Genomic DNA, 26,533 nt, shown 5'->3' on the forward strand with positions numbered 1-26,533 from the left:
CAGTCAAGCAATGTCAAACGGCCCAGCGAACTTCCGTCGGCCGCCTGAGACGGCCTTCGTCACGTGCGTCGTATGCGCGGTGGGACAGCGCGTCGTCATTCGGCGCCGTCTTCAGTACGCGTTGCAGCACATGTTCTTCGAGCGCGGCGAAACCGGCGGACGCGCGCGCCCGCGGACGCGCCAGCGGCACCGGCTGATCGAGCGCGATGCGCCCTTCTTCGATCAGCAGGATCCGGTCGCCGAGCGCCACGGCTTCATGCACGTCGTGCGTGACGAGCAGCGCGGTAAATTGATGCTCGCGCCACAAACGCTCGATCAGCGCGTGCATTTCAATGCGCGTCAGCGCATCGAGCGCGCCGAGCGGCTCATCGAGCAACAGCAATTGCGGCCGATGCACCAGCGCCCGCGCCAGCGCCACCCGCTGACGCTGACCGCCGGAAAGCTGCGCGGGCCAGTCGTTGGCGCGCTCCAGCAAGCCGACTTCGGCGAGCACGGCGCGGGCGTCCTCACGGGCGCTGCGGCCGAGGCCGAGCATCACGTTTTGCAGGACGCTCTTCCAGGGCAGCAGACGCGCGTCCTGAAACATGATGCGGGTGTCGAGCGGACCGCCTTCCTCGGTGCGGTTTTCGAGCACACCCGAAGTGGTCTTTTCCAGACCGGCGACGAGCCGCAGCAAGGTCGATTTCCCGCAGCCGCTGCGGCCGACGATCGCCACGAAACTGCCGCGTTCAATCGACAGATTGAAATCGGACAGCACCTGGCGCTCGCCATAACGTTTGCCGACGCCGCGCAATTTCACCGAATAATCCCCGGCGCGGCGGGCGTCGTTGCGCGCGAGCGCGCCGGCCGACAGTGCCGTATCGACACGCGCCTGATGATGGTGCGCTGCATCGGCATATTCGCGGTCCGCAGCTTCATGCGCGTCATGATCGACGGTGCGCGCTTGCGCCAACTCGGCTTCGAGATCGCTTCCGGCAATCCCGCCGAACGACGCGGACAAGGTCGTTGCGCTCATGATTTCGCTCCTCGTTGATAGGCCGGATGCCAGCGCAGCGAGACGCGCTCGAGACTCTTGGCCAGCACGTCGGCGAGTTTGCCGAGCGCTGCGTAGAGCAGAATGCCGACCACCACCACATCGGTTTGCAGGAATTCGCGTGCGTTCATCGTCATGTAGCCGATGCCCGATTGCGCAGAAATGGTTTCGGCGACGATCAGCGTGACCCACATCAGCCCGAACGCGAAGCGCACGCCGACCAGAATCGAGGGCAACGCGCCCGGCAGAATCACGTGCCGGTATAGCGCGAAACCCTTCACGCCATAACTGCGCGCCATTTCGATCAGGTTGGCGTCGACCGAACGAATGCCGTGAAAGGTGTTCACGTAGATCGGGAAAAACACGCCCAGCGCGACGAGAAACACCTTTGCCTGCTCCTCGATGCCGAACCACAGAATCACGAGCGGAATCATCGCCAGCGCCGGGATGTTGCGGATCATCTGCACGGTCGAGTCGAGCGCGATCTCGGCGGGCTTGAACAGACCCGTCGCGAGTCCAAGCACGAGGCCGATACCGCCGCCGATCGCGAAACCCGACACCGCGCGCCACGTGCTGACCTTCACGTCCGCCCACATTTCGCCGGACTGGATCAGCGACCACGCGGCCTTCACGACCGCGAGCGGTTCAGGGAGCACGCGCGTCGACAGCACGCCGCTCCTCGCGGCGAATTCCCAGGCCAGCAGAATCGCGAGCGGCGCGAGCCACGGCGCGAGATGCGCGCCGATCCGGCGCAACGTGTTCAAAGCCACGCCGGCCTCGGCGCCTTCGTGCTGCCCGGCGCTCACAGTGGATTGAGCCATGCTTGCGTTCCTCATTGCTTATCGGTGGTGATGCCTGCTGCTCACAACACGCGAGTTCAGCTCGAACTCGCCGCCTTCGGCAGATAGTTGTTGCCGACGATCTCGCCGAACGGCCCCGACAGCGGTCCATTCGACACCTTGTTCTGACGGTTCGGCAGCAGCGGAAACACCAGCTCGGCGAAGCGATACGACTCTTCCAGATGCGGATAGCCCGACAGAATGAAGGTGTCGATGCCGAGTTCGGCGTACTCCTTCATGCGCGCCGCCACCTGCTCCGGGCTGCCGACCAGCGCCGTGCCCGCGCCGCCACGCACGAGGCCGACGCCTGCCCACAGATTCGGATAGACCTCAAGCTCCGCGCGGCCGCCGCGCTTGCCGCCGTGCAGCGCGGCCATGCGGCGCTGACCCTCGGAGTCCATCTTCGAAAACGAGGCCTGGGCGCGCGTGATGGTTTCGTCGTCGAGCTTGCTGATCAGCTTGTCGGCGGCGGCCCACGCTTCTTCTTCCGTCTCGCGCACGATCACGTGCAGACGAATCCCGAACTTGATCTGGCGGCCATGCGCCGCGGCGCGCGCGCGAATGTCGGCGATTTTCTTCGCCACCGCTGCGGGCGGCTCGCCCCACGTCAGATAGGTATCGATATGCTCGCCCGCCATGTCGTGCGCGGCCGGCGACGAACCACCGAACCACAGCGGCGGATGCGGGTTCTGCACGGGCGGATACAACGCCTTGCCGCCCTTCGAACTCAGATGCTTGCCTTCGAAATCGATCGCGTCGTTGGTGTGCGAGGCGGCCAGCAGCTTGCGCCAGATGTGCAGGAATTCGTCGGTGATTTCATAGCGCGTGTCGTGGTCGACGAACACGCCGTCGCCTTCCAGTTCGGCCGCGTCGCCGCCCGTCACGACATTGATCAGCAGACGCCCGTTCGACAGGCGGTCGAACGTCGCCGCCATGCGCGCGGCCAATCCCGGCGACGAAATGCCAGGGCGGATCGCCACCAGAAACTTCAGGCGTTTGGTCGCGGCGATCAGACTCGACGCGACGACCCATGCGTCCTCGCACGAGCGGCCCGTCGGCAGCAGCACGCCCTCGTAGCCGAGCGTATCGGCGGCGACGGCGATCTGCTGGAAATAGTCGTAATCGGCTGCGCGTGCGCCTTGGGACGTACCGAGATAGCGGCTGTCGCCGTGAGTCGGAATGAACCAGAACACATTCATTTGCTGCTCCTGCATTGGTCGAAACTGGATTGAATGAAGACGCTGCGTCGAGCGTTCGCGCACACGCCGGCCGCGCGCATCCATCCGGCACACAGCCGGACGGTGCATCGCAAAGAGGCGGAAAAATTCGGTAGCGGCGCTGGTTAGCGGCGACAGCGGACCCACCAGCGCGCGGGCGCCATGTGGCGGGTGAAGATCGGCATCAGGCAGGACATCGCGACGGCTTCCCTCGACCAAACGTGCGCGTCATGCGCTCGATTAAACGGCGACGGCGGCAAACACCGTCTGCATGGAGAAACAGTCTATGGATCGGGCTGCGGCTTTTGAACGATTTTTTTTAGCTTAGGTTTTCCACTTTCGTGATTAGCCCGACGCTAAAGCATACGGATGTTGCGCGTTGTGCACGCTGGAAAGGCAGGGTCACTATATATAATGGCGCACGTTTCCAATAATCCCGGTACAGGCCATGCGAACCACGCCGCCTGTACCCTGGCGGTGCAATGCATGCAAAAACTCATCCTGCCGTTCGTCGCCGGTTTTCTGGCTTCCCTGTTCTTTCACGAATCGACGCTGGCGCTGCTGCATGCAGCCGGGATGATCGACCCGACCGGTTTTTCGACCGCGCCGTTTTTACCGCTCGGGTTGCCTGAGTTCATCGCCAATGCGATCTGGAGCGCGTTCTGGGCCGTGCTGATGGCGTGGCTCTTGCGCGTTGCGCCGCATCGGCGTGCGCCGTGGGTGCCGGCTTTCGTGTTCGGCGGCATTGCGTTGACGGCGGCGAGTGTGTTCGTGATCGATCCGCTGCGCGGCATCTGGCCGAGCGGCAACATGCTGCCGCGCCTCTCCGTGGGATTCGCGGCGAATGCGATGTGGGGCTGGGGCGCGCTGGTGTTCATGCGCGCGTTCATGGCGAGTGAAGACGAGGAATGAGCGGCTTGGCCGCTTGGCCGCAGGGTCAGTCGCAACGCTATGCCGCCGGCAAGGGCCGCATAGCATGCTGAACTTGAAATCGCTCGCGCCTTAACCGCGCAAATCCCGCAGCGGGTGTTCGTTCGCCGGCCACGGGCTCTCGAACATCTTCTCCACCTCGGCGGGGTTCACGTCTTCGATGCGCGCAAAGCGCCAGCGCGGCGCGTTGTCCTTGTCGATGATGCGCGCGCGAATGCCTTCGATCGTGTCACCGTGCAGAAAGCTCGAGCGCGTCAGATCGAGATCACTACGCAACACGTCGGCCATCGAACCCTCGGCGCGCGTCACCACTTCCAGCGACACCGCCATCGACAGCGGCGAACGTTCGCGCAACACGGCAATCATCTGTTCGGCCCAATCGGCGGCGCCGCCGCCGTTGCGCTCTCGTTCAAGCGACGCGAGAATCCGCGCGACATCCGGCAACGCGAAGTGACGATCGATCAACGCACGCGCGTTCGCCAGCGACGACGCCTCCGGTCGCGGCACGACCTGATGCGCAAGCGTCTCGCGTTCGACGCACGCCACCACGTCCGCGCCGCGCTCGAACCGCTCGCCGCGCAAGGTGTCGACCAGCGCGGGCAAGGCCGCGTCATCGATGTAGGTGTCGGCGAGACCCGCGTAGAGCGCGTCGGCCGCGCCGATCGTTTCGCCGGTCACGGCCAGATAGCGGCCGATCGCGCCCGGCGTGCGGGCCAGAAACCACCCCGCGCCGACATCGGGAAAGAGGCCGATGCGGGTTTCGGGCATCGCCATCTTGATTGAACCGGTAACGACGCGCAGACCGCCGGTGCGATGCGCGCCCTGCGAAATGCCCATGCCGCCGCCCATCACGACGCCGTTCATCAACGCGATATACGGCTTCGGATAGGTAAAGATCGCGTGGTTGAGCCGGTATTCCTCGATGAAAAACGTGTCGCGCGCGTCATGCTCGCCGCGCTGCGCCGACTCGTAGAGAAAGCGGATGTCGCCGCCCGCGCAGAACGCGCGCGGGTGCTGGCTGCGCACCACGACGGCGAGCACGTCCGGATCTTCGCGCCACTGGTCGAGCGCCGCGTGCATCGCGCGAATCATGCCGGTCGACAGCGCGTTGAGCGCCTTCGGCCTTTCCAGTTCGATGAAACCGATGCGGTTGGCTACGTAAGTCGCGACTTCGTCGCTGATGGCGGGCGAGGCGGAAATGGACATGGAGAGCTAAGCGCAACGGCGCAAAGTGAGGTGGAATTGAACGTTATCACGCACTCGTGGCTTTGCGCCTGGGAGCGGGCACGCTGACACTGCTCGCCGCCTTCGCCGATTTTTTGGCCGAAGGCTGAGCGGCGGGCTCGTTGTCTGGTTCCGGCACCGACTCCCCCGACGATTCGGTGCGCACATCAGGGGATTTTTTCTTGCGCGGGCCGGCGGTGGTCTTGGTGCTCCGCGGTTGCGTTGCGTGCGATGCGCCCAGCCAGGCGCCGAGCGCGACCTCCACCACCGTATCGAGTGGCGCGCTCGGAAACACGGGACACGTGAGGTTCAGGGCAACGATGCCGTGCAGGTTCGCCCAGAACGCCTCGGCCCACACCGCCACATCCATCGACGCCGACAGACGCCCCGCTGCTTTGAGTTCTTCGAGCGCGGAAATCATGATGTGCAAGGCGGCCTCGCCGGGATCGTCCTCGGGCGCGGCCGCTTCGCCGCTTGCCTCGTCAGACGCCGTGATCCCAGTGTCCTCGCCTGCCACCGCCTTACCCTTCGCCGCGCCGCCCAACGCCGCGCCGGTGTAGCTCGGATCTTCCATGAAGATGAGCCGGTACGTTTCCGGATGCGCGACGCCGAATGCCACATAAGCCCGCCCGAGCGCCTTGAGCCGCTCGGCAGGATCGGCGATGCCCGCGAGCGGCACGAACGTCTCCAGCAGTTGCGCGTACCCCTCCGCGCACAACGCTTGCGCGATCTCATCGCGGCTTGCGAAGTGCAGATACAGCGTGGCCGGTGAATATTCGATGGCGTCGGCGATTTTGCGCATGGACAGCGCGGCAAAGCCTTCGCGCATCACGATGCGCCGCGCGGCATCGAGGATGCGTTCGCGCAGTGCCTGTTTCTGGCGGTTCTTTCGTTCGGCGATTCCCATGACGAACATTTTCGGGTTGACAAACTGAAAAGTCAAATTAAACTGAACACTGTTCACTGAACGGTGTTCATTAAATTTTCTAACATCAGTCGCAATTCATGCGGACGCGATGCGGCGCCGCTTCAAGGAGTCGTCATGCAAGTCACAGGCAAGGTGGGTTTATTCGGCGCCGCGGGCGCGGCCGGTCAGATCATCGCGGCGGCGCTCGGCGCGGCGGGCCGCGACTATCGGGTAATCGGCCGCTCGCGCCAGCCGCTCGAGGCCGCGTTCGGCCACGATCCCCACGCGGAGATCGTCACGTGGAATCCGGACGACCCGGCTTCGATCCGCGCGGCGTCGCAAGGCCTGCAGACGGTGATCTATCTGGTCGGCGTGCCCTACGATCAGTTCGCCGCGCATCCGCCGCTCATGGAGAGAACGCTTGCCGGCGTAACGGCAGCGGGCGTCGAGCGCCTCATTTTGATCGGCACGGTGTATCCGTACGGCCGCGCCCGCGCCAATCCGATCCGCGAAAACCATCCGCGTGAGCCGCATACGTTCAAGGGCCAAATGCGGCTCGCGCAGGAAAATCTGGTGCTGGCCGCGCATGGCAAGGACGGCCTCTCGACCCTCGTGCTGCGCCTGCCCGACTTCTACGGTCCGGGTATCGAACGCAGCCTGCTGAACGGCGTGTTCGAAGCCGCGGCTAACGGCAAACGCGCGCAGGTGATCGGCCCCGTGGATGTGCCACATGAATTCATCTATCTGCCGGATATCGGACCGGTGGTCGAACAGCTCACCCGCACGCCCGAGGCGTATGGACGGTGGTGGCACCTCGCCGGCGCGGGCACCATCACGCAGCGCGAAGTGGCGCGGCAAGCCTACGCGCTGGCGGGCCGCCAACCGAAGCTGATGGTGGCGGGCAAAACCCTGCTGCGCATCCTCGGCCTGTTCAATCCGTTGATGCGGGAACTGGTGGAGATGAATTACCTGATGACCGAACCGGTCGTGCTCGACGACTCGGCGTTGACCGAACTGATCGGCCCGATCGCCAGGACGTCTTATGAAGAAGGCATCCGCCATGCGTTCGATGCCGCGCGTGAGTCGGCATCGGCAAATGCAGGAGCGAACAGAAGCGCCGCGAGCGCGGCTTGAATGAGAAGACGAGCGCTGTCCGGGTACGGCGGTGGTGTGGCAGCGCCACTACCCCGCTACGTTGCCCGGCGGAAAGTGGCCACTCTTGAGCAGCACGGGCGTGCCGTTGCTGATCTGCAAGTGCTCGCGCGCGACCGCTTCGATGCGCGGACGTCCGGCGTCGAACGCCCGCATCCAGCCTTCCAGGTCCTCGGAGTAGGCGCCGAAGTGATCTTCGAGCGCCTCCACCGAGATCGCGCACGGCACCGGCTCGCCGTCCACCAGTGCGGGAAAGACAACGGTCAGATTCGAGTCGCGGTAAGCGGGCGCGTCCGCGGGAAACCGAATTTCCATGGTCGCCTCATCAGAAAGATCCGGCAGGGAACCGGCGCCGGCGAGAACTGGCCGGCCCCGGACAACGTCGATATGGTACTCGCGCGGCCGGACCGCGGTCCAGCCTGCCGGAGCGCTTTCATCAGCGGTTTTGTCGATGCTCGCGGTCACGCTTTGCTCCGCCTTACTCACTGCCATCAAGCGCCTCCCAACAAGCGGTCGACGTAATCGCGCGCCGCCTGCTCGACGAAGACGAGCGCCTCCTCTTCGCTGCCGAAGCGCTGCCCGTCGCCGAGTTCAAGCAAGGTTTCCATTCGGTGAGGATCGTCCGGGCCGTGTTCAGCCAGGCTCACCGAGCCGACGTAGATCCCGCTCGCACTGCCGGCGGCCGTGGCCGGCGTGTCGGCCCCGGCCGCCGGCACGAGGCGCGCGGCGGCGCTGATGTAATAACCACGGTAAGGGCCGCTGACCCGTTCAGCCATATTCGTTCTCCTCGTTGCAATTCATGGGCGGACGCCGCGTGGACCTGCGTTCGATACGTCTGCCTGTGCGTTGACCTTCATGTCGCCGGTTGCGTCCGCGCGGCCGGTGCAGCACGCGCGTCGGCGCGCGGCCAACCAGTATGTAAGGCGCCTCGCGAGCCGATTAGTTCTGTCCGACTCACGCGACGACGGACCCGATCGCACTTGTTCGGCTCGCGCCGGTCGAACGGGATCATCGGCACGGTCCGTGCTGCCGCGACGACGCCTTTTCGAGTTCAGCGAGCGCAATATGGGAAAATATTTTCTGCAAAACCACGAATTGCCCGAACCGGATGCGGCGAACACATGGTTTGCTTACGCCGAAAGCCACGGCATCGACATTCCAAAAGCCATCAGCATCTGGGAAGACGCGGCCACCAAGGAGGGCGAGGAAAGCCGCCGGGTGGTCAGCGCGGCGGGCATTACGATCGAAACGCCCTGAACGTCTTGCGAGACTCGACAGGCGCTCCTGGTCCACGTGGCAAGCCCGAATATCAATCTGAAAGGAAACAACACGATGCATTTCATGACGCAACTGCGCCGCGCCGGCCGCCTCGACCGCTTCCGAACCAATGCAGTGTTTGCGCTGGTTCGCCGGACGTCGCTGTCGGCCGCCCTTCCCGCCGCCGTGCTGCTCGGCGCGGCGGGCCTCGCCGGCTGCGCATCGTCGAACACCACGTCGCTGATCAATCTGCCGAACGGCCAGACCGGCTTCGCCGTGAATTGCAGCGGCGCCGACGCCGCTTCCAGCTGGGCCTCCTGCTACGTGCAGGCCGGCAAGGCATGCGGCGCGACGGGCTACGACATCGTGTCGAAAGACAATGACGAAGGCGGCACGGCCGGCGGCAGCGTCACGAACGTCGTCTCGGCCAACGTGAAAAACCGCTCGATGATCGTGCGCTGCAAATGAGCGCCCGCGGCGCCTTGGGTTCGCGCGGCGGCTCAGTGCGCCTGCATCTTCGAAAACATGTTCAGCACGGCAACCCCGGCAATGATCAGCCCGAGCCCGATGACGGCCGGCACGTCGGGCACCTGCCGGTACAGCAGCACCGCGACGAGCGTGATCAGCACGATGCCGGCGCCGGACCACACCGCGTAGACGATGCCGACCGGAATGCTCTTGAGCGTGAGCGACAGGCAATAGAACGCCACGCCGTAGCCGAGCACGACCACCGCTGAAGGCAGGAACCGCGAGAAGCCCTCCGACGCGCGCATCGCGGACGTCGCGATCACTTCGGCAACGATCGCGATGCCGAGCAAGGCATAAGGAGGCAGCCGCATCGCCTCAGGCCTTTGCAAGCGCGAGCTTGCTGTAGTCGTGGCCCAGATGCGCGCACAGCGCTTCCACCACCAGCTCATGATCGCCGCGCTGCGGCAGACCCGACACCGTGATCGACCCGATCACGCCCGCGCCCGCCACCGTCAGCGGAAACGCGCCGCCATGCGACGCGTACCCCGTAGCAGGCAAGCCGTGCTTGTCGGCGAGCGTGCCGCCGGCCTGCTGCATCTTCAGGCCGATCGCGTACGAGCTGCGGCGGAAATGCGCAACCGTGTTGCTCTTGCGGCGCACCCAATCGACGTTGTCCGGCGTCGCGCCGTCGAGCAGACTGAAGAAGAGCGGCTGACCGAAGGTGCGCAGGTCGATTGCAACGGGGATACCGCGCGCCTTGGCGACCTCGTGCAGATAGGCGCCGACTTGCCACGCGCGGTCGGCATCGAATTGTGGGAACACCAGCGCGTGTTCCTGAGCGGCAATCACCTGCAGATCGTGAGCGATATCCATGGAGTTCAGAGCAAGGTAAGGGGTGGAGCGTGCGCCGCCGTGCGTGCATGGCGGCGTCGCGAAAGGAATCTGAATTCTAGCGCAGCGCCTTACGCAGGCCTTCCGGCATGCGACGTGAGCAATGCGTGCGGCGACCTTCAGAGCCCGCGCGCAGATTCATGGCCCGCGGATTGAAGCCGGTTCTTAAATAGCTATTGCACACCTATCGGCTTTGTTCTATAATCTTTTCTTCGACGGACGCGGGGTGGAGCAGTCTGGCAGCTCGTCGGGCTCATAACCCGAAGGTCGTAGGTTCAAATCCTACCCCCGCAACCAAGTGCACCAAGCTGGTTGACTACGTCGAAAACAACATTGAAGGCTTGCCCAACCGGCAGGCCTTTTTTGTTTTCTTTCCAAATATTTCATAGCGCGTGGCGCATTCCCGGCTTTTCTCGTTTCCCCAGTCTGATTCCGGCAGCGGTTCTGACGGCAAATCACCCCGCCCACGAAGCCATCCACGCCCTCGGATCAAGCCTCGCGCGCAAGATACTCCGGATTCCGAACAAAATGATTGCGCCATTTGCGAGCAGTTTGGACGCCCCCTCGGCACCGACCTCACTGGCCGCGGAATCCCGCGCGACGCTATTTTGCGGCCTGAGAAAAACCGCGTGCCAGTGATAAACTCCTATCACCCTTTCTCGTCCCCTTCCTATGAAATTCTGTTCTGTCTGCGGCCAGGGCGTCAGCCTGAGCATTCCGCCTGGCGACAACCGCGAGCGCTTCGTGTGCGGCAGTTGCGGCACGGTGCACTATCAGAATCCGCGCAACGTGGTCGGCACCGTCCCGGTCTGGGACGAGAAAGTGCTGCTGTGCCGTCGCGCAATCGAACCGCGCTACGGCTACTGGACGCTGCCCGCGGGCTTCATGGAAATGGGTGAGACGACCGCCGAGGCGGCATCGCGCGAAACGCTGGAAGAAGCCGGCGCGCGCGTCGAAGTGCAAAACCTCTTCTCGCTGCTGAACGTGCCGCACGTGCATCAGGTGCATCTGTTCTATATGGCGCGCCTGCTCGACCTCGACATTGCCGCCGGCGAAGAAAGCCTCGAAGTGAAGCTCTTCGAAGAACACGAAATCCCCTGGGACGAGATTGCCTTTCCCACCGTCGGCCAGACCCTGCGTTTCTTTTTCGCCGACCGTGCCGCCGGCAGCTTCGGCCTGCACACGGGCGACATCTTCCGCTCGCTGCGCGAAGGTTGAGCGGCGCGCATGGTTCCCTGGCTCGGACCTGACGATCCGTTCCCGCCCGTCGAGCGCGCCCTCGGCGCGACCAGCGGCGCGCCGGGCCTGCTCGCGGCCAGCGGCGACCTGCTGCCGTCGCGGCTGATCGACGCCTACCGGCGCGGCATCTTCCCGTGGTATTCGGACGGCCAGCCGGTGTTGTGGTGGAGCCCCGACCCGCGCATGGTCCTGCGCCCCGCCGACTTCAAAGTGGCGCCGTCGCTACGCAAAACGCTCAGGCGCGTGCTGCGCGAAGACGCGTGGGAAATCCGCGTCGACCATGATTTCGCCGCAGTGATGCGCGCCTGCGCGCAGGCGCCGCGACGTGGACAGCGCGGCACATGGATCACCGCGGATGTCGTCGAAGCGTACTCGTCGCTGCATCGTGTGGGCGACGCGCACAGCATCGAAACCTGGTTCGAAGGCAAGCGCGTGGGCGGTTTGTACGGCGTGTCGTTCGGCAAAATGTTCTTCGGCGAATCCATGTTCGCGGACGTCACGGATGCGTCGAAAATGGCGCTGGCTGCGCTTGTCGGACACTTACGCCGTCACGAAATAGAAATGATAGACTGCCAGCAGAACACGTCGCATCTGGCGTCGCTAGGCGGTCGCGAGATAGCGCGCAAGGCGTTCATCGCGCATGTTCGCGCGTCGGTCGAGGCGCCGCCGATTCCCTGGCGCTTCGACAAGACCGCGTTGCTCGAGGTCGTTGCGCCAGCGGCGTAGGAAGAATCAGGCCGAATCCGGATCCGCCGCCTACCGAGCCGCGGGTCACGAGCCGCGGGTCGTCCACCGCAAGGCGCCGGGTTTGCATTACCAGAGATGCTTCGAGAGCTGCCAACGTGACTCATCCCAACGAGCTGCCTCTTTCCCCGCTTTCGGCGCTGCAATTTTATGCAACAGCGCCCTATCCCTGCAGTTATCTGGACGGGCGCATCGCGCGCTCGCAAGTCGCCACCCCGAGTCACCTGATCAACTCCGACGTCTACACCGACCTCGTCAAGGCCGGCTTCCGGCGCTCGGGCGTGTTCACGTACCGGCCGTATTGCGACGGCTGCCGCGCCTGTGTGCCGGTGCGCGTGCCGGTCGACCAGTTCGAGCCGAACCGCACGCAGCGCCGCGTCTGGAAGAAACACGGCGAACTGATCGCGACCGTCGCGCCGCTCCACTACGACGAAGAGCACTACGCGCTCTACATGCGCTATCAATCGGCGCGGCATGCGGGCGGCGGCATGGATCGCGACAGCCGCGACCAATATGAACAGTTCCTGTTGCAGAGCCGGATCAACTCGCGGCTGGTCGAATTCCGCGAGCCGCTGCGGGACCGGCCCAATGCGCCGGGCATTCTGCGCATGATCAGCATGATCGACATCCTCGGCGACGGGCTCTCCTCGGTGTACACGTTTTTCGAGCCGGGGCTGCCGAACACGAGCTTCGGCACCTACAACATCTATTGGCAGATCGAGCAGGCACGCAGCCTCAAGCTGCCCTACGTGTATCTCGGCTACTGGATTCGCGAGAGTCCGAAGATGGCGTACAAGGCGAATTTCCGGCCGCTCGAGGGTTTGCTCGACGGCGCCTGGCGCGTGCTCGATCCCACGGGCGTGGACCTGCCGCCGCTCGACCCGGCGATGCAGGGCAAGCGCGCGCCGTTCAAGCCGTAGCAAAGCCATACATAGCAAGGCAGTAGCAGCAGCGGCCCGCTCGGGCCGCGACTCGATCCCGCCAGTCGGTCTCATTGAAGCCTCAAAGCCGGTAAAATGGCGGGTTCCCATTTTCCGGCCGCCCGGCTTCGTCCCGTGTTCAGTTCCCTCTACCCGCTTGTACGCGCCCAACTCTTTCGCATGGACGCGGAAGACGCTCACCACCTCACCTTGCGCATGCTCGGCGCCGCCGGCCGCACCGGCCTCGCCGGCGCGCTCGCGCCGCGCGTGCCGGATGCGCCGCGCACCGTGATGGGGCTGACGTTCCGCAATCCGGTGGGACTCGCCGCGGGCCTCGACAAGGACGGCGCCTGCATCGACGGCCTCGCCGCGCTCGGCTTCGGCTTCATCGAAGTGGGCACGGTCACGCCGCGCGCGCAACCGGGCAATCCGCGGCCGCGCATGTTCCGCCTGCCGCAGGCGAACGCCGTGATCAACCGGATGGGCTTCAACAACGCGGGCGTCGACCAGTTCGTGAAGAACGTGCAGGCCGCGCGCTATCGCGGCATTCTCGGCCTGAATATCGGCAAGAACGCCGACACGCCGATCGAACGCGCCGCCGAAGACTATCTGTACTGCCTCGAGCGCGTGTATCCGTTCGCCAGCTACGTGACGGTCAATATCTCGTCGCCGAATACGAAGAATCTGCGCCAGTTGCAAGGCGCCGGCGAACTCGACGCGCTGCTCGCGGCGCTCAAAGAGAAGCAGCAGCGCCTGGCCGACATGCACGGCAAGCTCGTGCCGCTCGCGCTGAAGATCGCGCCGGACCTCGACGACGAACAGATCAAGTCGATCGCCGACACGCTGTTGCGCCATCAGTTCGAAGGCGTGATTGCCACCAACACCACGCTCTCGCGCACGGCCGTCGCCGGCATGCAATACGGCGACGAAGCCGGCGGCCTGTCGGGCAAGCCGGTGTTCGACGCGTCGAATGAAGTGATCCGCAAGCTGCGCGCGGAAGTCGGCGAAGCGGTGCCGATCATCGGCGTCGGCGGCATTTTTTCCGGCGACGACGCGCGCGCCAAGATCGCGGCCGGCGCGTCGCTGGTGCAGCTCTATACCGGCTTCATCTACCGCGGACCGGCGCTGATCGCCGAATGCGCGCAAGCGCTTCGCTAAGCGCGGCCTCAGTGAGCGCGGCGCGCTGAGCCGCGCCGGTATATAGACATAAACAAACGGTATTTTGGTTTCGATAGTCTGCTTTGTTATGCTTTCGTCTGTTAAAACGCCAGACGAACAAAAAGGAACTCGATGAAATTTGGCTTGCTGAAAAAGATTCTCGTCGCCGGTCTGATCGGCGCTTCGTTCACCGCCGTCGCCGCCCACGCCGACGACCTGCTCGATCAGGTCAAACAGCGCGGCACGCTGCGCATCGGCCTCGAAGGCACCTTCCCGCCGTTCAATTCGAAAGCGCCGTCGGGCGAACTGGTCGGCTACGACGTCGACATCGCCAAGGCCGTGGCCGCCAAGCTCGGCGTGAAGCCGGAATTCGTCACGACCGAATGGAGCGGCATCATCGCCGGTTTGCAGGCGAACAAGTTCGACGTGATCGTCAACCAGGTCGGCATCACCGACGCGCGCAAGCAGGCGCTCGACTTCTCGCCGGCCTACACGTACTCGGCCGCGCAACTGATCCAGCGTAAGGACGACACGCGCCAGTTCAAGTCGCTCGACGACCTGAAGGGCAAGAAGCTCGGCGTCGGTCTGGGCACGAATTACATGGACATGGCCAAGTCGGTGCCGGGCATCGACGTGAAGACGTATCCCGGCGCGCCCGAGTATCTGCGCGATCTGGCCGCCGGCCGCCTGGATGCGGCGCTCAACGACCGCCTGATGCTCGCGTACCTGATGAAGAACTCGCAGTTGCCGCTGCGCACCGGCGCCAACGTCGGCGCGGGCACGCCGTCTGGCATTCCGTTCAGGAAGGGCAATCCGAAGTTCGCCAAGGCGATCGACGACGCGATGACCCAGCTCGAAGCGGACGGCACGTTCTCGAAGATCTCGGACAAGTGGTTCGGCATCGACGTCAGCAAGCCGATCAAGTAAAGACGCGCTGACTGAAACGAAGGGCGGCATCGTCAGCGATGCCGCCCTTCGCGCTTTTGCAGCAAAGTTTATGATGTGCGCTTTTGCGCGCCAACCGACCACCGCTCATGTCCACCACTTCCCTGCTCGTCCAATCGCTTCCTGTGCTCGCGCAGGGCGCCGTCCTGACGGTCAAGTTCGCGGTTCTGTCGATGATCTTCGGCCTGATTGCCGGCGCCGTGCTCGCGTTGATGGGCGTCAGCCACAACCGCGTGCTGAACTGGATCGCGCGCATTTACGTGAGCGTGATGCGCGGCACGCCGCTGCTGGTGCAGATTTTCGTGATCTATTACGGCTTGCCGAGTTTCGGCATTTCACTCGATCCGACGCCGGCCGGCGTGATCGCCTTGTCGGCGAATGTGGCGGCCTACCTGTCGGAGAGCATGCGCGGTGCGATCCTGGGCATCCACAAGGGCCAGTGGCTCGCCGCCTATAGTCTCGGACTGTCGCGCCGCCAGACGCTGCGCTACGTGATCGCGCCGCAAGCCTTGCGCATTGCCGTGCCGAGTCTGTCGAACAGCCTGATCAGCCTGATCAAGGACACCTCGCTGGTGTCGGTGATCACCGTGACCGAACTGCTGCGCAGCGCGCAGGAAATCATCGCCTCGACCTATCAGCCGCTGCCGCTGTATCTCGCCGCGGCCGCGATCTACTGGGTGCTGTGCCAGGTGCTCGAAAGCGTGCAACGCTGGTACGAACGGCGCCTTGCGCTGCCGTCGCGCCACTGAGCCCGTGGTGCATCTGCCTTAACGGCTGGCGACCGGCGACGCCGCATCCAGCGGCGCGCCGAAGCGCTCGAAGCGCGGCGTGTAATAGTGATTGGGGTCAAGCGAAAACGCGACGTGACGCGTGCGGCCCATCAATTCCTTGCGCGGAAAGAAGCCGAAGTAACGCGAATCGGCGCTGTCGTCGCGATTGTCGCCGAGCATCAGATACTCGCCGGGCGGCACGATCACCGGCCCGAACGAGTCGCGCGGGCTCGGCGCTTGCGGCGCGAGCCGCACGGTATGCGCGACGCCGTCGAAGCGCTCGGTCAGATAATCGCCGGGCGACGCGGCGTCGCCGGGCAGCGGTTTGAGCTTCAGCGGCTGGTAATCGGCGCGCACGCCGTTTACGTACAGCACGTTCTCGCGCATCGCCACGCTGTCGCCGGGCAGGCCGATCAGACGCTTGACCATCAATTCATGCGCCGCCGACGAATCGATCGTCACGATGTCGCCGCGCTGCGGATCGTGCAGATGCGCGATCGCGATGTGCGTGAGCGGCACGCGCAGATCGTAGGCCATCTTGTCCACGAAGATGCGGTCGCCCTCGCGGATGGTCGGCAGCATCGAGCCGCTCGGCACGACGTTCCAGTCGGCCACGGCGCTGCGAAACAGCACCATCAAGAAGAGAAACGCGACGAGGCTCTTGTTGTCGCGCCACAGTTTTCCGAGCATGCGCATGGCAGGCGGCTCCATTGGAAGGAATTCGAAAGCAGCGGGCACGTGGAGTGTTTTTCTTTCCGCATGCCCGCGCAAATCCTACCACCGCTGCTGGGTGCAACGCGGCAACAGCGGCGGCGGATCGCGATAGCGGGATCGCAAGATGGCATGGCGGCGGCACGGGCTCGCGCGCCTCGACGCACGCTCAATGCGCCCTCATTCGCCCGCGAACTTCAACCCGAGCGCCGCGCGCGCCGCGTCGGCCATCGCGATCATCTGCAGCGACTTGCTGTGCGGCATCACCGGGCTTTCCAGTTGCCCCGTCCGGATCAGATCGCAGAAGTGCGCGGTCTCGTAGTTCAGCCCGCCGCCTTCGAACGGCTCGTCGAGTTCGACCACGCGTCCATCGGCATAGCGGATGGTCGCGCGCGACGGATTCCACCACGGCTCGTGAATCGTGACGTGGCCCCCTTTGGCCATCAGCAGCGCATCACCCTTGCCGTTCAGATCGAGCCCGCAAAACAACTGGGCGATGCCGCCCTCGTGCTGGCTGTTCAGGCTCGCGAACGTATCGACGCCGGTCGCCCCGAGCCGCCCGAGCGTTTGCACCTCCCGAGGCGCGCCCAGCCAGTCGACGGCGAGAAACATCTCGTAGATGCCGATGTCGAGCAGCGCGCCGCCCGCATGCTCGAACGACAGCGACGGGTGATCGTCCGGCACGCCCGGCACCGAGCAGCCGGCTCGCACCAGACCGACCGCGCCGATCGGATCGGCGTCTAGATGCGCGCGCAACTTTCTGTAGAGCGGATAAAAGGGCGGCTTCATGGCCTCCATGAACAGCCGTTGCGCGGCGCGCGCGGCATCGAGCACGCGCTCGAGCTGCGGCTGATTGATGGTGGCGGGTTTTTCGCACAGTACGTGCAGACCGGCTTGAAGCGCGGCGATCGCGTAGTCGGCGTGACTGTCCTGGACGGTGGCGATATAGAGCGCGTCGATCCCGCTGGCGAGCAGCGCGTCGAAACTCGCGCAGACTTCGCCGCCGAATTCACCGGCGAAAGCCGTGACCGGTTCCGCGCGGCGTGACCACAGCGCGGTCAGTTGCGCGTGCGGCACATGAGCGAGACCTTGTGCGAAGCGACGGGCAATGCGGCCCGTCCCGACGATTCCCCAACGGATCGTGCCGCCCGAGGGGATTTCCTGCGTTGCGATTGTCATCGTTCCTTCGAGTCCATGCAGTTCAGAACAGGCGCTATTGTCGCGCATGCCGCACGCTCTCGCGTGGACGTGAACTCGCGCCCTCTGCCACACAGTCTCACAAGGAAAATACCAAAGACCCAGCGTGCCGCCGTGGCGGCGACGCTCAGCCGAGTGCTGGCGGTTCCGCTGAAAAGTGGCCGCTGACTTCTTCCGCGGTGTAGTCGATCATGGCGAGCGAAGCGATTTCCGCTTCCTTCGGATCGCGCCGTTCAATCGCTTCGACCACGCGTTGATGGGAATTCACCGCGGTTTCCCACAGTCCGTCCCTGTCGGTGACGATGGGATTGACCGTCGATAGCGCGCCGCGAATGATCGCCGCCATCTGCTTGAAGAACTGATTGCCGCTCGCCACCACGATGCGGGTGTGGAACAGTTCGTCCGCTTCCTGATAGCCCGGCTCGCCCGGCCGGATCGTGCGGAACGCCTCGAACGCCTCGCGAATCGCGGCAATATCCGCCGCGCTGCCGCGCGCGGCCGCCTGCGCCGAAGCGCGCGGCTCGATCAGGATGCGAAACTCGATCACGTCGCGCAGAAACAGCGGATCGGGTTTCGCGCGAAAACGCCAGTTCACGACGTCTTCGTCGATCATGCGCCAATCGCTCATCGACCGGATGCGCGTGCCGATTTTCGGCCGCACGTCCAGCATGTCGCGCGCGAGCAGCATCGACAGCGCCTCGCGCATGACGGTGCGGCTGACGTCGAACTCCTTCGACAGCACATCCTGCGGTGGCAGTATGGCGCCGTATTTCTCTTCGACGATCCCCGTGACCAGTCCATCCATGACTTTGCTCACGAGCGATCGATCTTTGTTTGCCTGTTCCATGACACTCTCCCCGAAGCGGTGTTTGCCCCCGCGTAGCCTGTTGATCAAGCGGCCCTTATACGTCGTTCTATTGATGTCACTTAGTTCTTCTACGATACGTTGCTAGCTTCAAAACGGTTGCGCCAGTTGGGAAACTTCCTGACAGGGTTATCCCTCTGAAGAATTGTTTCTTCCTTGTAACGCCGCATATTTTGACGGGCCATAAGCTTGCATATCAAGCGTGCCTGCATTGCAGAATTTGCATAGTGCGAAGACGCACGTTGCGAGACGATTTGTCTGATCCACGATGCCTCGGCGGGTAGGCTGGCGGGAAACGACGAATGACGTGCGCATCAGCGGGTGCTCACGGCAACCGCTGGCGAGTCCTGCGTCGAAGCCGCCGTCGAACCCTGAATGGAACTCTGAGTGCAACCCGGCGCCGTCACCGACCCCGCCGTCACCGACCCATAGCGCCCGCCGAAAAAAATCAGGGGCGCGTGTTCATCGAGCGAGAACACCAGCACCTCGCCGACGAAGAGCGTATGGTCGCCGCACGGATGCCGGTCCACCACGCGCGCCGCGAAACGCGCCGCCGCGTGTTCGAGCAGCTCCACGTCGGGCAGCCCTTCGACCGCCGCGAAACGCGGCGCGAGCAAGCTCTGCGGTTCGCCGGCGAAGTGGCGGCTATGCGGCTCCTGCGCCTCGGACAACACGCTCACGCCGAACAGCGCGCTGTCCATCAGACGCTCGTGCATGCGCGCCCGGTGCCCGACCGAGACGACGATCAGCGGCGGCTTGAGCGAACCCGACATGAAGGCGTTGGCGGTCATCGCGTGCAAATTGTCGCCGCTGCCGGTCGAGATCACCACGACGCCGGTCGCGAAGCGTCCCAACGCGTGGCGAAAGCGCCGCTCGTCGAAAGCCGCCTGCGAGGCGCGCGGCGCCTCAGCGTGAAGTACCCTTGCCTGCATGGCTGGCCTCCTGTTCGCGACCGTACTGGTCGTCAAAGCGCACGATGTCGTCTTCGCCGAGATGGCGGCCTGATTGCACCTCGATCCTTTCAAGCGGCGTCCTGCCGGGATTCTCGAACCGGTTCGCGACGCCGGGCGGAATGCCCGTCGACTGGTTCTCCGTGAGCAGGAAGCATTCCTCGCCGCGCGTGACGTGGGCCGTGCCACGTGCCGCCGAATTCCAGCCGCCCACCTCCGACCAGCCCGCGGAGAACGGCACCGCGACGCCGATCAGCCGCGCGTCGGTGCCGACGCGCTCCATCACCGCGTAGTCGATCGAATCGGACGGGCACAGGGCGAAGGCATCGCGCGCGAGATGCAGCGCGCCGCCGCCGTCGACCGTGGCACGCTCGAACGCGGCCGCGCAGGCCTCGGCAATTGCCGGCTGGCAGAGCTTGATCGCCGCGAGCCACACCGACGCGCGCACCACGAACATGCCGCTGTTCCACCAGTAATTGCCGCAAGCGAGATAGCGCTCGGCCAGTTCCGGATCGGGCTTCTCGACGAACCGTTCGATGGCGCGCGCGCCCCGCGTGCCGAGCATCCCACCCGTGCGGATATAGCCGTAGCCGGTATCCGCGCGCTTCGGTGGCACGCCGAGCGTGGCAATGGTGCCGCGTGCCGCGTGGTCGAGCGCCTCGGCGAGCGCCGAGCCGAACGCAATGTGATCGGCAATCAGATGGTCCGCCGGCAACGCCACGATGAGCGGATCGTCGCCTTCCACAACCGCCGCGCGCGCGGCGAGCGCGGCGACGGTCAACGCGGGCGCGGTATTGCGCGACATCGGTTCGAGGACCATGCGCACCGGCCGACTCGATGGTTCGAGCCGCTCCAGACGTTCGAGCGTTTGCAGGTGCTGATCCTCGCAGCAAACCACCAGCGGCGCAGCAATGGAATGCGTGCCGGATGCCGGCGTAGTACGTTGCGCTGCGGCGAAAGACGCGTCGAGGCGGCTCAGCATGGTTTCGAGCAGCGACTCGTCGCCCACCAGGCCGATTGACTGCTTCGGACTGCGCTCGCGCGAAAACGGCCGCAATCGCGTGCCCGAGCCGCCGGCGAGAATCACCGGCTGCACGGATAGACGCGTGGCTGTTTCGCTGACGCCCCCGGCCGACGCAAGCGGATTGCCTGGTTCTACGATGCGATTCATGTGCAAGTCCCCTATCCGGTCAAACTGGTCCGGCGCATTGTTCTATTTGTCCTGCGTGCTACGTGTAAAGCCATGCCTTCGTTCAGTGGCCGCCGTCAGTCGAAGCGGCAAGCAGCGAGCGGTTTGTGCGCGATGAAGTGAAACCACCAGGCGTCGCTCGGTTCCACATCGTCGGTAATGAGATTGCCCACGGAACTGTCGAACACCGCGTCGCATTGCAAGCCGACCTGTGCCAGTTGCCGGCGCTGCTCGCGCAGCGTCGTGTAGACGATCACAATGCCGAAGTTGTGGGCCGCCGCGGTGTTGACCGCATAACCGCCGTAGTCGTGATTCAGCTTGGCGTTGCGCACATAGTTCAGCGTGCCGAGCTGGAAACGCCGTGCCGAGCGCAGCGTGCGCCAGCCGAGTTTGAGCGGATTGAACGTGAATTTCGGCAGCAGTTGCCAGATGTTTTCGCCGTAGCCGGGGCCGCCGCGGTTGTGCGACGAAAACAGCACATAGCCGCCGGGCCGCACCACGCGATACATCTCTTCGAGAATCTTCACGCGATCGTCGTAGTCGACGCAGTCGATGCCGTTCCAGCTGAATTGCGCAAGCCCGTAATGATCCGAAGGCAGCGCGGACATGTCACGCGCGTCCATATGCCGAAGGTCGCGTTCGGGAAAGCGCGCCTTCGCGAGATCGAGCAGCTTTTGTGTGTAGTCGACGCCGGTGTAGTCGTCGGAGATCGCCGTCATCAACGGAATCGTGCGGCCGGTGCCGATTCCGATATCGAGCAAGGGCTCACCCGCGCAACGCTGTGCGAGCCAGGCAAAGGCAGCCCGTTCGCCGGGATCGGAATAGGTCTTGTCGAGCATGAAAACGCGCTCGGCGTCCGACGAATTCCATGCAACTCGGTTGATGCGGTCCAACTCGGATTGACTGTTCACTACGCGCTCCCCGTAAGCGTCTGTGCGCTGGACAATCCGTGCGCATGCATAACGCTTCCCCGAATAGACGGAACCCGCGCGCACGCTTTAAAAGCCATTGCGTGGCCTTGGCTCGCCGGATGCCACCAGCCGAACCGGCCATCGAACACCACTGGCCTCACGCCACGCTCCTCACCAGGTCCCCGCTCTCAATCCATTACAACAAACGTTGCATGATCGATATGTACGTCCAGCCACATTGTCCTGGAGTCCGATTCAAAGGCGAATGCATGTCATATGCGCTATTAGAAATAGACAGCGTGGGCCGTCGCCATGCGACGCGCGCAACGCGAACGTCGTGCGCGTGGCGAGCACACCTGATAGGAGAAGCGCGCGCGGCCGAGGCCACATCGCTCTCGCGTGGCGTCAGCTTCGCACGTGCAACTTGTGCACTGGAAGGCGTGACGAGCGCCCGCCCCATCACAACAACTCGAACGTGTTCACGAGCACCGCGCTGTCGCGCTCACGGCGCCGCCCGCCGAAAAGCGGCTGGCTGCCGCGCACCTGGCGCGTAAGGCCGATGAAGGGCACGCCGTGTTCGAGATAGGGCCCTTCCGTCTTGCGGAAGCCGAATTGTTCGTAGAAGCCGCGCAAACCGAGCGGCGCGCTGACACGCGCGGCATGGCCCGGCCAACGGCCGACAATCGCCTGCAGCACGCGTTCGATCAATAGTTCGGCGGTGCCGTCGCCGCGTCGCAGCGGACTCGTCAGCACCTTGTCGATGGTGATCTCCGGATCTTCCGCGTCGCCGGGTTGCAGGCGCGCGTAGGCGAGGATCGGCATCGACCGCGCCATGTCCTCCACGGCGAACACATGCAACGCGTGTTCGTCGCGGCCATCCGCGTCAAGACAAACATGCGATTGTTCGACCACGAACACCGCGCTGCGCGCGCGCAAGATCAGATACAACTCGCGAGCCGAAAGCTGATCGAATTCCAGCGTTTTCCAGTTCATCACGTACCCCAGCGGTCAGTAAGTTCAATGAGGCCGGCATCGCGCGCCGGCTTCTACGACCTGGCTGTATAGGCCGGCCCGTTCTGATGGCTACACGGTACGTCCACGAAACTCGTGTTTCCGTGCGCCATCGCACTGACGCTGGGCGTTGACAATTCTTAAATACGCAGACATCGGGGCGGCTTGCAGAAAACCGCCCGAAAGCGCACGCAGTCAATGTGAACGCGCCGCATCCGGCATAGGGACTCCGCCGGCATGCGCCGCGGCAACGAACAGAAATAGCGATCACGTGCGCTGGATCGATGTCCGCAAATTCAAGACTGTTCAACAACAGGGGACCACACCATGAAAAACGCATTGCGACGCATCCTTTCCGAATCGGCTCGCCTGGATGTCCCGGCGGACACTCTGGCCGATGACGCCGACCTGTACGCCGCGGGCCTCTCCTCGCTCGCGACCGTGCATCTGATGCTGGCAATCGAAGATGAATTCGGGATTGAAATTCCGGACCGTCTGTTGACACGGCGCCTGTTCTCCAGCATCGATTCGATGGCCGCCGCAATCACCGAGCTGCAACAGGCGAAGGCGGCAGCATGAACGCCCCGCTGCTGGACGCGGCGGCGGCCGCCGCCGCTACGCAGGCGCACGATGCGTCCGAAGGCGCCGACGCGTCGGTCGTGCTGACCGCCGTCGAAACCGAACCCGGCTGGCGCGCGGCCGCGCAACGCTGTGCGGCGGTAGCCGCGCAGTTCGCCGACTCGGTGGATCGCGAGGCGCGCTTCCCGAGCGAAGCGTTCGACGCGCTCAAGCGCGAGTGCCTGCTCTCGGCGATGGTGCCGGCCGCGTTCGGCGGCGCGGGCCTGTCGCTCGCGGATGTCGGCGCGATCTGCGAAACGCTCGCGCAAGGCTGCGCCTCCACCGCGATGGTGTATGCGATGCACCAGATCCAGGTGGCATGCATCGAGGCGCATGGCAGCGATGCGGCATGGCATCGGCAGTTGCTCGTGCAACTGGTCAAGCAGCAGTGGCTGCTGGCATCGGCCACTTCTGAGGAAACCATCGGCGGCAATATGCGCACCAGCGCTTGCTCGGTCGAACTCGACGCTGCGCGCTTTCGCATCGAAAAGCTCGCACCGACGATTTCGTACGGCGCGCACGCCGACGGCATTCTCGTCACCGCGCGTCGCACCGCCGAGTCGGCAGCCGCCGACCAGGTGCTGATCGTCGCGTTGCGTTCCGACACGCAACTGGAAAAGCGCGGCGGCTGGGATTCGATGGGCATGCGCGGAACCTGCAGCGAGGGGTTCCGGCTCGTCGCCACGGGTCTGGCCGAACAGATTCTGCCGACGCCATTCGCCGAGATCGCCGATCAAACCATGCTGCCGGTCTCGCACACGCTGTGGGCCTCGGTTTGGACCGGCGTGGCCACCGACGCCGTGAATCGCGCGAAAGCGTTCTTCCGTGCACAGGCGCGTGCGAAGCCAGGTGTGGTGCCACCGGCCGGTTTGCGCCTCGCTGAAGCGGTCGGTCTGCTGCAGATGATGCAGGCGCGCCTCGCGGTCGCGCTGGAGGCGGCACGCGCCGCTCACCAGGCGCGCCACGGGGGCTCGCAAGCCGATGCGCCGCTCGCGGCCATGCTCGGATTCGCGTCCGACATGAACACGCTGAAGACGAGCATCTCCACCACCGCGCTGCAGGTCGTGCACGAAGTGCTGATGATCTGCGGCATGGCGGGCTACAAGAACGGCACACCGTACAGCGTCGGGCGCCATTTGCGCGACCTGCACTCCGCGCCGCTGATGATCAATAACGACCGTATTGCGCAGAACACCGCGAGCCTCTTGCTCGCGCAACGTCCTGCCGCCCCGGGGAGAGCCTGATATGAACACGATGACCGATACCGTCGCTCTTGCCGCAGCCGCGCAAGCAGCCGAAGCGCCGAGCTTTCGTGACGAACTGCTGGCCGCGGGCCTGTTGATCGACACCGGCGAAAACGGCCTGTATGGCCGCAGCCAGGTTTTCGAAGACGTGGTGGACCGCCTGAACGTGGCGATCACGCATCTGGGCGCGGACCAGCAGCCGGAAGTGCTGCGCTTTCCGCCCGCCATGCGCCGCACCGACTTCGAAGACAGCGAGTATCTGAAGAGCTTCCCGAATCTGGCGGGTACGATCCACTCGTTCTGCGGCAACGACATGGGCCACCGGCGCCTGTTGCACGCGCTCGACGACGCCATGACGGAAAGCGACGACGATCGCAGCGACGAGTGGATGGCGCAGCAGAAGCCGACCCGCGTGGTGCTCACGCCGGCTGCCTGCTATCCGATCTATCCGGTGATGGCGCGGCGCGGTCCGTTGCCCGCCGACGGCCGCACGATCGACGTGCTGTCGTATTGCTTCCGTCACGAACCGTCGCTCGATCCCGGCCGCATGCAGATGTTCCGCCAGCGCGAATACGTGCGTCTCGGCAGCGCCGAACAGGTGATGGCATTCCGGCAGATGTGGATCGAACGCGGCTCGCTGCTGGTCAATCTGCTGCAATTGCCGGTCGAAGTGGATCTCGCCAACGATCCGTTCTTCGGCCGCGGCGGCAAGATCGTCGCCGATAGCCAGCGTGCCCAGGCGCTCAAGTTCGAACTGCTGATTCCGGTGGCCGATCCGCGCGGCAAGACGGCTTGCCTGTCGTTCAACTATCACATGGAACACTTCGGCGCGATCTGGAAGATCGCGTGCGAAGACGGCGCGGTCGCGCATACGGGTTGTGTCGGTTTCGGCATGGAACGCATCACACTCGCGCTATTCCGTCATCATGGGCTCGACGTGAACGCGTGGCCGGACGATGTGCGCGCGCTGCTGTGGGGCGATGCCGAAGCGCGCGTGGCGCATGGGCTCGCAACCATGCAACCGTCGTCCGCCGAAACGGCGCAAGGCACCGGAGAGTGCGTATGAATCCGTCGCTGACACCTGTACCGAACGGCGCGAACGGCGCTTTCCTGCTGACCCGGCGCGTCGATCTGCCCGCCGCGGGCGGCGTGGCCGCACCGGCGCCCGCCGCGCGTCTGCGCGAGCATGCGCCGCATGCGCTGCATCAGGGCGAGCGCGTCTGGCAGGAGACCAACTGCTACGTCGATCTGTGGATCGAACTGCTGCACGGCTTCGGGCTCGACCCGCGCGCCGCGCTCGGCTTTACCGTCACGCAGGATTTCGAAGGCGACCAGTTCACGTTCTTCAAGTTTCCGCTCGAAGACCTCGACCGGCTCTACGGCACCCAGGTGCAGGAACTGGCCATCTACGATTCGCTCGAAACGCGCGTGCTCGCGCAGACCTTGCGCGGCCATACCGTGCTGGTGGAAGTGGACGGCTATTACCTGCCGAACACGCGCGCCACGTCGTACCGGCGTGAGCATCCGAAAACCACGGTGGGCATCGACTTCATCGATCCGGACGCACGCCGTCTCGGCTATTTCCACAACACCGGCTATCACCTGCTCGACGGTGAAGACTACGACGGCGTGTTTCGCAAGCTGCCGCAGTTCCAGCAGCAGCCCGATCTGCTGTTTCCGTATGTGGAGTTCGCCAAGCAGGCGCGGCCCGCGCTCGAAGGCACCGCGCTGGCCGAAGCGTCGGCGGAACTGCTGTGCGCGCATCTCGGGCGCCGGCCGCTGACGAATCCCATTTCGCAATGGCGTGCCGCGTTTCCCGCGCATCTCGAGACGCTGTTCGAACGTGGCGAAAAGTTCTTCCACCCGTACTCGTTCAACCTGATGAGGCAGCTCGGCGCGAACTTCGAGTTTCTTTCGAAGTATCTGTTGTGGCTTTCCGCACAAGGCTTCGAGGTGCCGGCAGCGATTCCGGCAGCGGCGCAGAGCATCGCGTCGGAGTCGATGGTGATGCAGTTCCGGCTCGTGCGGGCGATTGCCCGCGGCCGGCGCGATCTGTGCGAAGACTGCTTCGACGTGCTCGAAAGCGCTTACGAAAAGACGCTGCCACCGCTCGCCGCTCTGGTGCTGTGACGCGCCGTGCGCG

30 protein-coding genes and 1 tRNA gene are annotated in these 26,533 nt (G+C 64.5%); 15 read left to right on the top strand and 16 right to left on the bottom strand.

The features are described 5' to 3' along the window. Positions 1–13: 13 nt before the first annotated feature. From ACQKRQ_RS16055 to ssuD, 3 genes are read right to left on the bottom strand one after another with little or no spacing between them, the layout of a single operon-like run. Entirely contained in the window at positions 14–1,015 is a 1,002-nt protein-coding gene (locus ACQKRQ_RS16055) for an ATP-binding cassette domain-containing protein (RefSeq protein WP_427478079.1), read from the bottom strand. After that, positions 1,012–1,854 carry an aliphatic sulfonate ABC transporter permease SsuC gene (gene ssuC / locus ACQKRQ_RS16060; protein WP_132374867.1) on the bottom strand — a complete coding sequence of 281 codons (843 nt, stop codon included), beginning with the start codon at positions 1,852–1,854 and terminating at the stop codon, positions 1,012–1,014. The genes ACQKRQ_RS16055 and ssuC overlap by 4 nt, the downstream gene beginning before the upstream one ends. 56 nt (positions 1,855–1,910) lie before the next feature. Then, the gene (ssuD, locus tag ACQKRQ_RS16065; RefSeq protein WP_408175637.1) at positions 1,911–3,071 is read right to left on the bottom strand and encodes an FMNH2-dependent alkanesulfonate monooxygenase; all 1,161 of its coding nucleotides are present in this window, start codon (positions 3,069–3,071) and stop codon (positions 1,911–1,913) included. A 504-nt stretch (positions 3,072–3,575) separates the two neighbouring features. Here ssuD and ACQKRQ_RS16070 point away from each other — a divergent pair. Beyond that, on the top strand, positions 3,576–4,001 hold the full coding sequence (locus ACQKRQ_RS16070) for a hypothetical protein (RefSeq protein ID WP_132374869.1): 426 nt from the start codon (positions 3,576–3,578) through the stop codon (positions 3,999–4,001). A gap of 90 nt (positions 4,002–4,091) precedes the next feature. Here ACQKRQ_RS16070 and ACQKRQ_RS16075 read toward each other — a convergent pair whose 3' ends face one another. Then, entirely contained in the window at positions 4,092–5,225 is a 1,134-nt protein-coding gene (locus ACQKRQ_RS16075) for an enoyl-CoA hydratase/isomerase family protein (protein WP_427478082.1), read from the bottom strand. A gap of 46 nt (positions 5,226–5,271) precedes the next feature. After that, positions 5,272–6,150, bottom strand: a complete 879-nt coding sequence (locus tag ACQKRQ_RS16080; RefSeq protein WP_427478084.1) for a TetR/AcrR family transcriptional regulator — start codon at positions 6,148–6,150, stop codon at positions 5,272–5,274. 135 nt (positions 6,151–6,285) lie between these two features. On the opposite strand from ACQKRQ_RS16080, the gene ACQKRQ_RS16085 reads away from it, so the two are divergent. Then, complete coding sequence (locus ACQKRQ_RS16085) at positions 6,286–7,284, top strand: NAD-dependent epimerase/dehydratase family protein (protein ID WP_427478086.1); 999 nt, start codon at positions 6,286–6,288, stop codon at positions 7,282–7,284. A 48-nt stretch (positions 7,285–7,332) separates the two neighbouring features. Here ACQKRQ_RS16085 and ACQKRQ_RS16090 read toward each other — a convergent pair whose 3' ends face one another. Then, positions 7,333–7,617, bottom strand: a complete 285-nt coding sequence (locus ACQKRQ_RS16090; protein WP_041758889.1) for a DUF1488 domain-containing protein — start codon at positions 7,615–7,617, stop codon at positions 7,333–7,335. Positions 7,618–7,793: 176 nt separating this feature from the next. Beyond that, positions 7,794–8,078 (bottom strand): hypothetical protein, encoded by a 285-nt coding sequence (locus ACQKRQ_RS16095; RefSeq protein ID WP_427478087.1) that lies wholly within the window; start codon positions 8,076–8,078, stop codon positions 7,794–7,796. Between the two features lie 289 nt (positions 8,079–8,367). On the opposite strand from ACQKRQ_RS16095, the gene ACQKRQ_RS16100 reads away from it, so the two are divergent. Together ACQKRQ_RS16100 and ACQKRQ_RS16105 are read left to right on the top strand one after the other, a co-directional pair. Then, complete coding sequence (locus ACQKRQ_RS16100; RefSeq protein ID WP_342960273.1) at positions 8,368–8,559, top strand: hypothetical protein; 192 nt, start codon at positions 8,368–8,370, stop codon at positions 8,557–8,559. Between the two features lie 75 nt (positions 8,560–8,634). Next, a complete protein-coding gene (locus tag ACQKRQ_RS16105; RefSeq protein WP_408175644.1) occupies positions 8,635–9,027 on the top strand; it encodes a hypothetical protein in 393 nt (130 codons plus the stop codon). A 32-nt stretch (positions 9,028–9,059) separates the two neighbouring features. On the opposite strand, the gene ACQKRQ_RS16110 is transcribed toward ACQKRQ_RS16105, so the two are convergent. Next, positions 9,060–9,392 (bottom strand): DMT family transporter, encoded by a 333-nt coding sequence (locus ACQKRQ_RS16110; protein ID WP_408175798.1) that lies wholly within the window; start codon positions 9,390–9,392, stop codon positions 9,060–9,062. Between the two features lie 10 nt (positions 9,393–9,402). After that, the gene (locus tag ACQKRQ_RS16115) at positions 9,403–9,900 is read right to left on the bottom strand and encodes a heme-degrading domain-containing protein (RefSeq protein ID WP_427478089.1); all 498 of its coding nucleotides are present in this window, start codon (positions 9,898–9,900) and stop codon (positions 9,403–9,405) included. A 238-nt stretch (positions 9,901–10,138) separates the two neighbouring features. Here ACQKRQ_RS16115 and ACQKRQ_RS16120 point away from each other — a divergent pair. From ACQKRQ_RS16120 to ACQKRQ_RS16150, 7 genes are all read left to right on the top strand, one after another. Then, positions 10,139–10,215, top strand: a tRNA-Met gene (locus ACQKRQ_RS16120). Between the two features lie 375 nt (positions 10,216–10,590). After that, positions 10,591–11,136 (top strand): NUDIX hydrolase, encoded by a 546-nt coding sequence (locus tag ACQKRQ_RS16125; protein WP_132374874.1) that lies wholly within the window; start codon positions 10,591–10,593, stop codon positions 11,134–11,136. 9 nt (positions 11,137–11,145) lie between these two features. After that, positions 11,146–11,883 carry a leucyl/phenylalanyl-tRNA--protein transferase gene (aat, locus tag ACQKRQ_RS16130; protein WP_132374875.1) on the top strand — a complete coding sequence of 246 codons (738 nt, stop codon included), beginning with the start codon at positions 11,146–11,148 and terminating at the stop codon, positions 11,881–11,883. A gap of 116 nt (positions 11,884–11,999) precedes the next feature. Continuing rightward, positions 12,000–12,821 (top strand): arginyltransferase, encoded by an 822-nt coding sequence (locus ACQKRQ_RS16135; RefSeq protein ID WP_427478091.1) that lies wholly within the window; start codon positions 12,000–12,002, stop codon positions 12,819–12,821. A 96-nt stretch (positions 12,822–12,917) separates the two neighbouring features. Further along, a complete protein-coding gene (locus ACQKRQ_RS16140) occupies positions 12,918–13,979 on the top strand; it encodes a quinone-dependent dihydroorotate dehydrogenase (RefSeq protein ID WP_408175648.1) in 1,062 nt (353 codons plus the stop codon). Between the two features lie 132 nt (positions 13,980–14,111). Then, entirely contained in the window at positions 14,112–14,906 is a 795-nt protein-coding gene (locus ACQKRQ_RS16145) for a cystine ABC transporter substrate-binding protein (RefSeq protein ID WP_134456289.1), read from the top strand. Positions 14,907–15,013: 107 nt separating this feature from the next. Continuing rightward, positions 15,014–15,673, top strand: coding sequence for an amino acid ABC transporter permease (locus ACQKRQ_RS16150; RefSeq protein WP_132374879.1), 660 nt, complete (start codon positions 15,014–15,016; stop codon positions 15,671–15,673). Between the two features lie 18 nt (positions 15,674–15,691). Here the strand turns inward: ACQKRQ_RS16150 and lepB are convergent, their stop codons facing one another. From lepB to ACQKRQ_RS16185, 7 genes are all read right to left on the bottom strand, one after another. Further along, entirely contained in the window at positions 15,692–16,390 is a 699-nt protein-coding gene (gene lepB / locus ACQKRQ_RS16155) for a signal peptidase I (protein WP_427478094.1), read from the bottom strand. A 195-nt stretch (positions 16,391–16,585) separates the two neighbouring features. Next, a complete protein-coding gene (locus ACQKRQ_RS16160) occupies positions 16,586–17,584 on the bottom strand; it encodes a Gfo/Idh/MocA family protein (protein ID WP_427478095.1) in 999 nt (332 codons plus the stop codon). Positions 17,585–17,729: 145 nt separating this feature from the next. Beyond that, positions 17,730–18,449, bottom strand: coding sequence for a FadR/GntR family transcriptional regulator (locus ACQKRQ_RS16165; RefSeq protein ID WP_132374882.1), 720 nt, complete (start codon positions 18,447–18,449; stop codon positions 17,730–17,732). 332 nt (positions 18,450–18,781) lie between these two features. Beyond that, the gene (locus ACQKRQ_RS16170) at positions 18,782–19,399 is read right to left on the bottom strand and encodes a flavin reductase family protein (RefSeq protein ID WP_408429997.1); all 618 of its coding nucleotides are present in this window, start codon (positions 19,397–19,399) and stop codon (positions 18,782–18,784) included. Then, positions 19,374–20,588: a sugar phosphate nucleotidyltransferase gene (locus ACQKRQ_RS16175; RefSeq protein ID WP_427478098.1), complete on the bottom strand. Its 1,215-nt coding sequence runs from the start codon at positions 20,586–20,588 to the stop codon at positions 19,374–19,376. The genes ACQKRQ_RS16170 and ACQKRQ_RS16175 overlap by 26 nt, the downstream gene beginning before the upstream one ends. A gap of 95 nt (positions 20,589–20,683) precedes the next feature. Further along, complete coding sequence (locus ACQKRQ_RS16180; RefSeq protein WP_427478100.1) at positions 20,684–21,517, bottom strand: methyltransferase domain-containing protein; 834 nt, start codon at positions 21,515–21,517, stop codon at positions 20,684–20,686. 459 nt (positions 21,518–21,976) lie between these two features. Next, on the bottom strand, positions 21,977–22,510 hold the full coding sequence (locus ACQKRQ_RS16185; RefSeq protein ID WP_132374886.1) for a GNAT family N-acetyltransferase: 534 nt from the start codon (positions 22,508–22,510) through the stop codon (positions 21,977–21,979). A 345-nt stretch (positions 22,511–22,855) separates the two neighbouring features. Here ACQKRQ_RS16185 and ACQKRQ_RS16190 point away from each other — a divergent pair, with 345 nt between their 5' ends. From ACQKRQ_RS16190 to ACQKRQ_RS16205, 4 genes are read left to right on the top strand one after another with little or no spacing between them, the layout of a single operon-like run. Beyond that, a complete protein-coding gene (locus ACQKRQ_RS16190) occupies positions 22,856–23,107 on the top strand; it encodes an acyl carrier protein (RefSeq protein ID WP_132374887.1) in 252 nt (83 codons plus the stop codon). Further along, positions 23,104–24,390, top strand: a complete 1,287-nt coding sequence (locus ACQKRQ_RS16195; protein ID WP_132374888.1) for an acyl-CoA dehydrogenase family protein — start codon at positions 23,104–23,106, stop codon at positions 24,388–24,390. The genes ACQKRQ_RS16190 and ACQKRQ_RS16195 overlap by 4 nt, the downstream gene beginning before the upstream one ends. Position 24,391: 1 nt before the next feature. Beyond that, positions 24,392–25,456, top strand: a complete 1,065-nt coding sequence (locus ACQKRQ_RS16200) for an amino acid--[acyl-carrier-protein] ligase (protein WP_132374889.1) — start codon at positions 24,392–24,394, stop codon at positions 25,454–25,456. Then, positions 25,453–26,520: a DUF1839 family protein gene (locus ACQKRQ_RS16205; protein WP_132374890.1), complete on the top strand. Its 1,068-nt coding sequence runs from the start codon at positions 25,453–25,455 to the stop codon at positions 26,518–26,520. Before ACQKRQ_RS16200 ends, ACQKRQ_RS16205 begins: the two co-directional genes overlap by 4 nt. Positions 26,521–26,533 lie beyond the last annotated feature (13 nt).

This window comes from Paraburkholderia sp. NPDC080076 (assembly GCF_050281145.1).
In the GTDB taxonomy this organism is placed as follows: domain Bacteria; phylum Pseudomonadota; class Gammaproteobacteria; order Burkholderiales; family Burkholderiaceae; genus Paraburkholderia.

What these genes read in the sequence shown, in the direction of transcription:
- ACQKRQ_RS16055 (WP_427478079.1), bottom strand. Translation starts at nt 1,015, where the DNA reads ATGAGCGCAACGACCTTGTCCGCGTCGTTCGGCGGGATTGCCGGAAGC.
- ssuC (WP_132374867.1), bottom strand. Translation starts at nt 1,854, where the DNA reads ATGGCTCAATCCACTGTGAGCGCCGGGCAGCACGAAGGCGCCGAGGCC.
- ssuD (WP_408175637.1), bottom strand. Translation starts at nt 3,071, where the DNA reads ATGAATGTGTTCTGGTTCATTCCGACTCACGGCGACAGCCGCTATCTC.
- ACQKRQ_RS16070 (WP_132374869.1), top strand. Translation starts at nt 3,576, where the DNA reads ATGCAAAAACTCATCCTGCCGTTCGTCGCCGGTTTTCTGGCTTCCCTG.
- ACQKRQ_RS16075 (WP_427478082.1), bottom strand. Translation starts at nt 5,225, where the DNA reads ATGTCCATTTCCGCCTCGCCCGCCATCAGCGACGAAGTCGCGACTTAC.
- ACQKRQ_RS16080 (WP_427478084.1), bottom strand. Translation starts at nt 6,150, where the DNA reads ATGGGAATCGCCGAACGAAAGAACCGCCAGAAACAGGCACTGCGCGAA.
- ACQKRQ_RS16085 (WP_427478086.1), top strand. Translation starts at nt 6,286, where the DNA reads ATGCAAGTCACAGGCAAGGTGGGTTTATTCGGCGCCGCGGGCGCGGCC.
- ACQKRQ_RS16090 (WP_041758889.1), bottom strand. Translation starts at nt 7,617, where the DNA reads ATGGAAATTCGGTTTCCCGCGGACGCGCCCGCTTACCGCGACTCGAAT.
- ACQKRQ_RS16095 (WP_427478087.1), bottom strand. Translation starts at nt 8,078, where the DNA reads ATGGCTGAACGGGTCAGCGGCCCTTACCGTGGTTATTACATCAGCGCC.
- ACQKRQ_RS16100 (WP_342960273.1), top strand. Translation starts at nt 8,368, where the DNA reads ATGGGAAAATATTTTCTGCAAAACCACGAATTGCCCGAACCGGATGCG.
- ACQKRQ_RS16105 (WP_408175644.1), top strand. Translation starts at nt 8,635, where the DNA reads ATGCATTTCATGACGCAACTGCGCCGCGCCGGCCGCCTCGACCGCTTC.
- ACQKRQ_RS16115 (WP_427478089.1), bottom strand. Translation starts at nt 9,900, where the DNA reads ATGGATATCGCTCACGATCTGCAGGTGATTGCCGCTCAGGAACACGCG.
- ACQKRQ_RS16125 (WP_132374874.1), top strand. Translation starts at nt 10,591, where the DNA reads ATGAAATTCTGTTCTGTCTGCGGCCAGGGCGTCAGCCTGAGCATTCCG.
- aat (WP_132374875.1), top strand. Translation starts at nt 11,146, where the DNA reads ATGGTTCCCTGGCTCGGACCTGACGATCCGTTCCCGCCCGTCGAGCGC.
- ACQKRQ_RS16140 (WP_408175648.1), top strand. Translation starts at nt 12,918, where the DNA reads ATGGCGGGTTCCCATTTTCCGGCCGCCCGGCTTCGTCCCGTGTTCAGT.
- ACQKRQ_RS16145 (WP_134456289.1), top strand. Translation starts at nt 14,112, where the DNA reads ATGAAATTTGGCTTGCTGAAAAAGATTCTCGTCGCCGGTCTGATCGGC.
- ACQKRQ_RS16150 (WP_132374879.1), top strand. Translation starts at nt 15,014, where the DNA reads ATGTCCACCACTTCCCTGCTCGTCCAATCGCTTCCTGTGCTCGCGCAG.
- lepB (WP_427478094.1), bottom strand. Translation starts at nt 16,390, where the DNA reads ATGCGCATGCTCGGAAAACTGTGGCGCGACAACAAGAGCCTCGTCGCG.
- ACQKRQ_RS16160 (WP_427478095.1), bottom strand. Translation starts at nt 17,584, where the DNA reads ATGACAATCGCAACGCAGGAAATCCCCTCGGGCGGCACGATCCGTTGG.
- ACQKRQ_RS16165 (WP_132374882.1), bottom strand. Translation starts at nt 18,449, where the DNA reads ATGGAACAGGCAAACAAAGATCGATCGCTCGTGAGCAAAGTCATGGAT.
- ACQKRQ_RS16170 (WP_408429997.1), bottom strand. Translation starts at nt 19,399, where the DNA reads ATGCAGGCAAGGGTACTTCACGCTGAGGCGCCGCGCGCCTCGCAGGCG.
- ACQKRQ_RS16175 (WP_427478098.1), bottom strand. Translation starts at nt 20,588, where the DNA reads ATGAATCGCATCGTAGAACCAGGCAATCCGCTTGCGTCGGCCGGGGGC.
- ACQKRQ_RS16185 (WP_132374886.1), bottom strand. Translation starts at nt 22,510, where the DNA reads ATGAACTGGAAAACGCTGGAATTCGATCAGCTTTCGGCTCGCGAGTTG.
- ACQKRQ_RS16190 (WP_132374887.1), top strand. Translation starts at nt 22,856, where the DNA reads ATGAAAAACGCATTGCGACGCATCCTTTCCGAATCGGCTCGCCTGGAT.
- ACQKRQ_RS16195 (WP_132374888.1), top strand. Translation starts at nt 23,104, where the DNA reads ATGAACGCCCCGCTGCTGGACGCGGCGGCGGCCGCCGCCGCTACGCAG.
- ACQKRQ_RS16200 (WP_132374889.1), top strand. Translation starts at nt 24,392, where the DNA reads ATGAACACGATGACCGATACCGTCGCTCTTGCCGCAGCCGCGCAAGCA.
- ACQKRQ_RS16205 (WP_132374890.1), top strand. Translation starts at nt 25,453, where the DNA reads ATGAATCCGTCGCTGACACCTGTACCGAACGGCGCGAACGGCGCTTTC.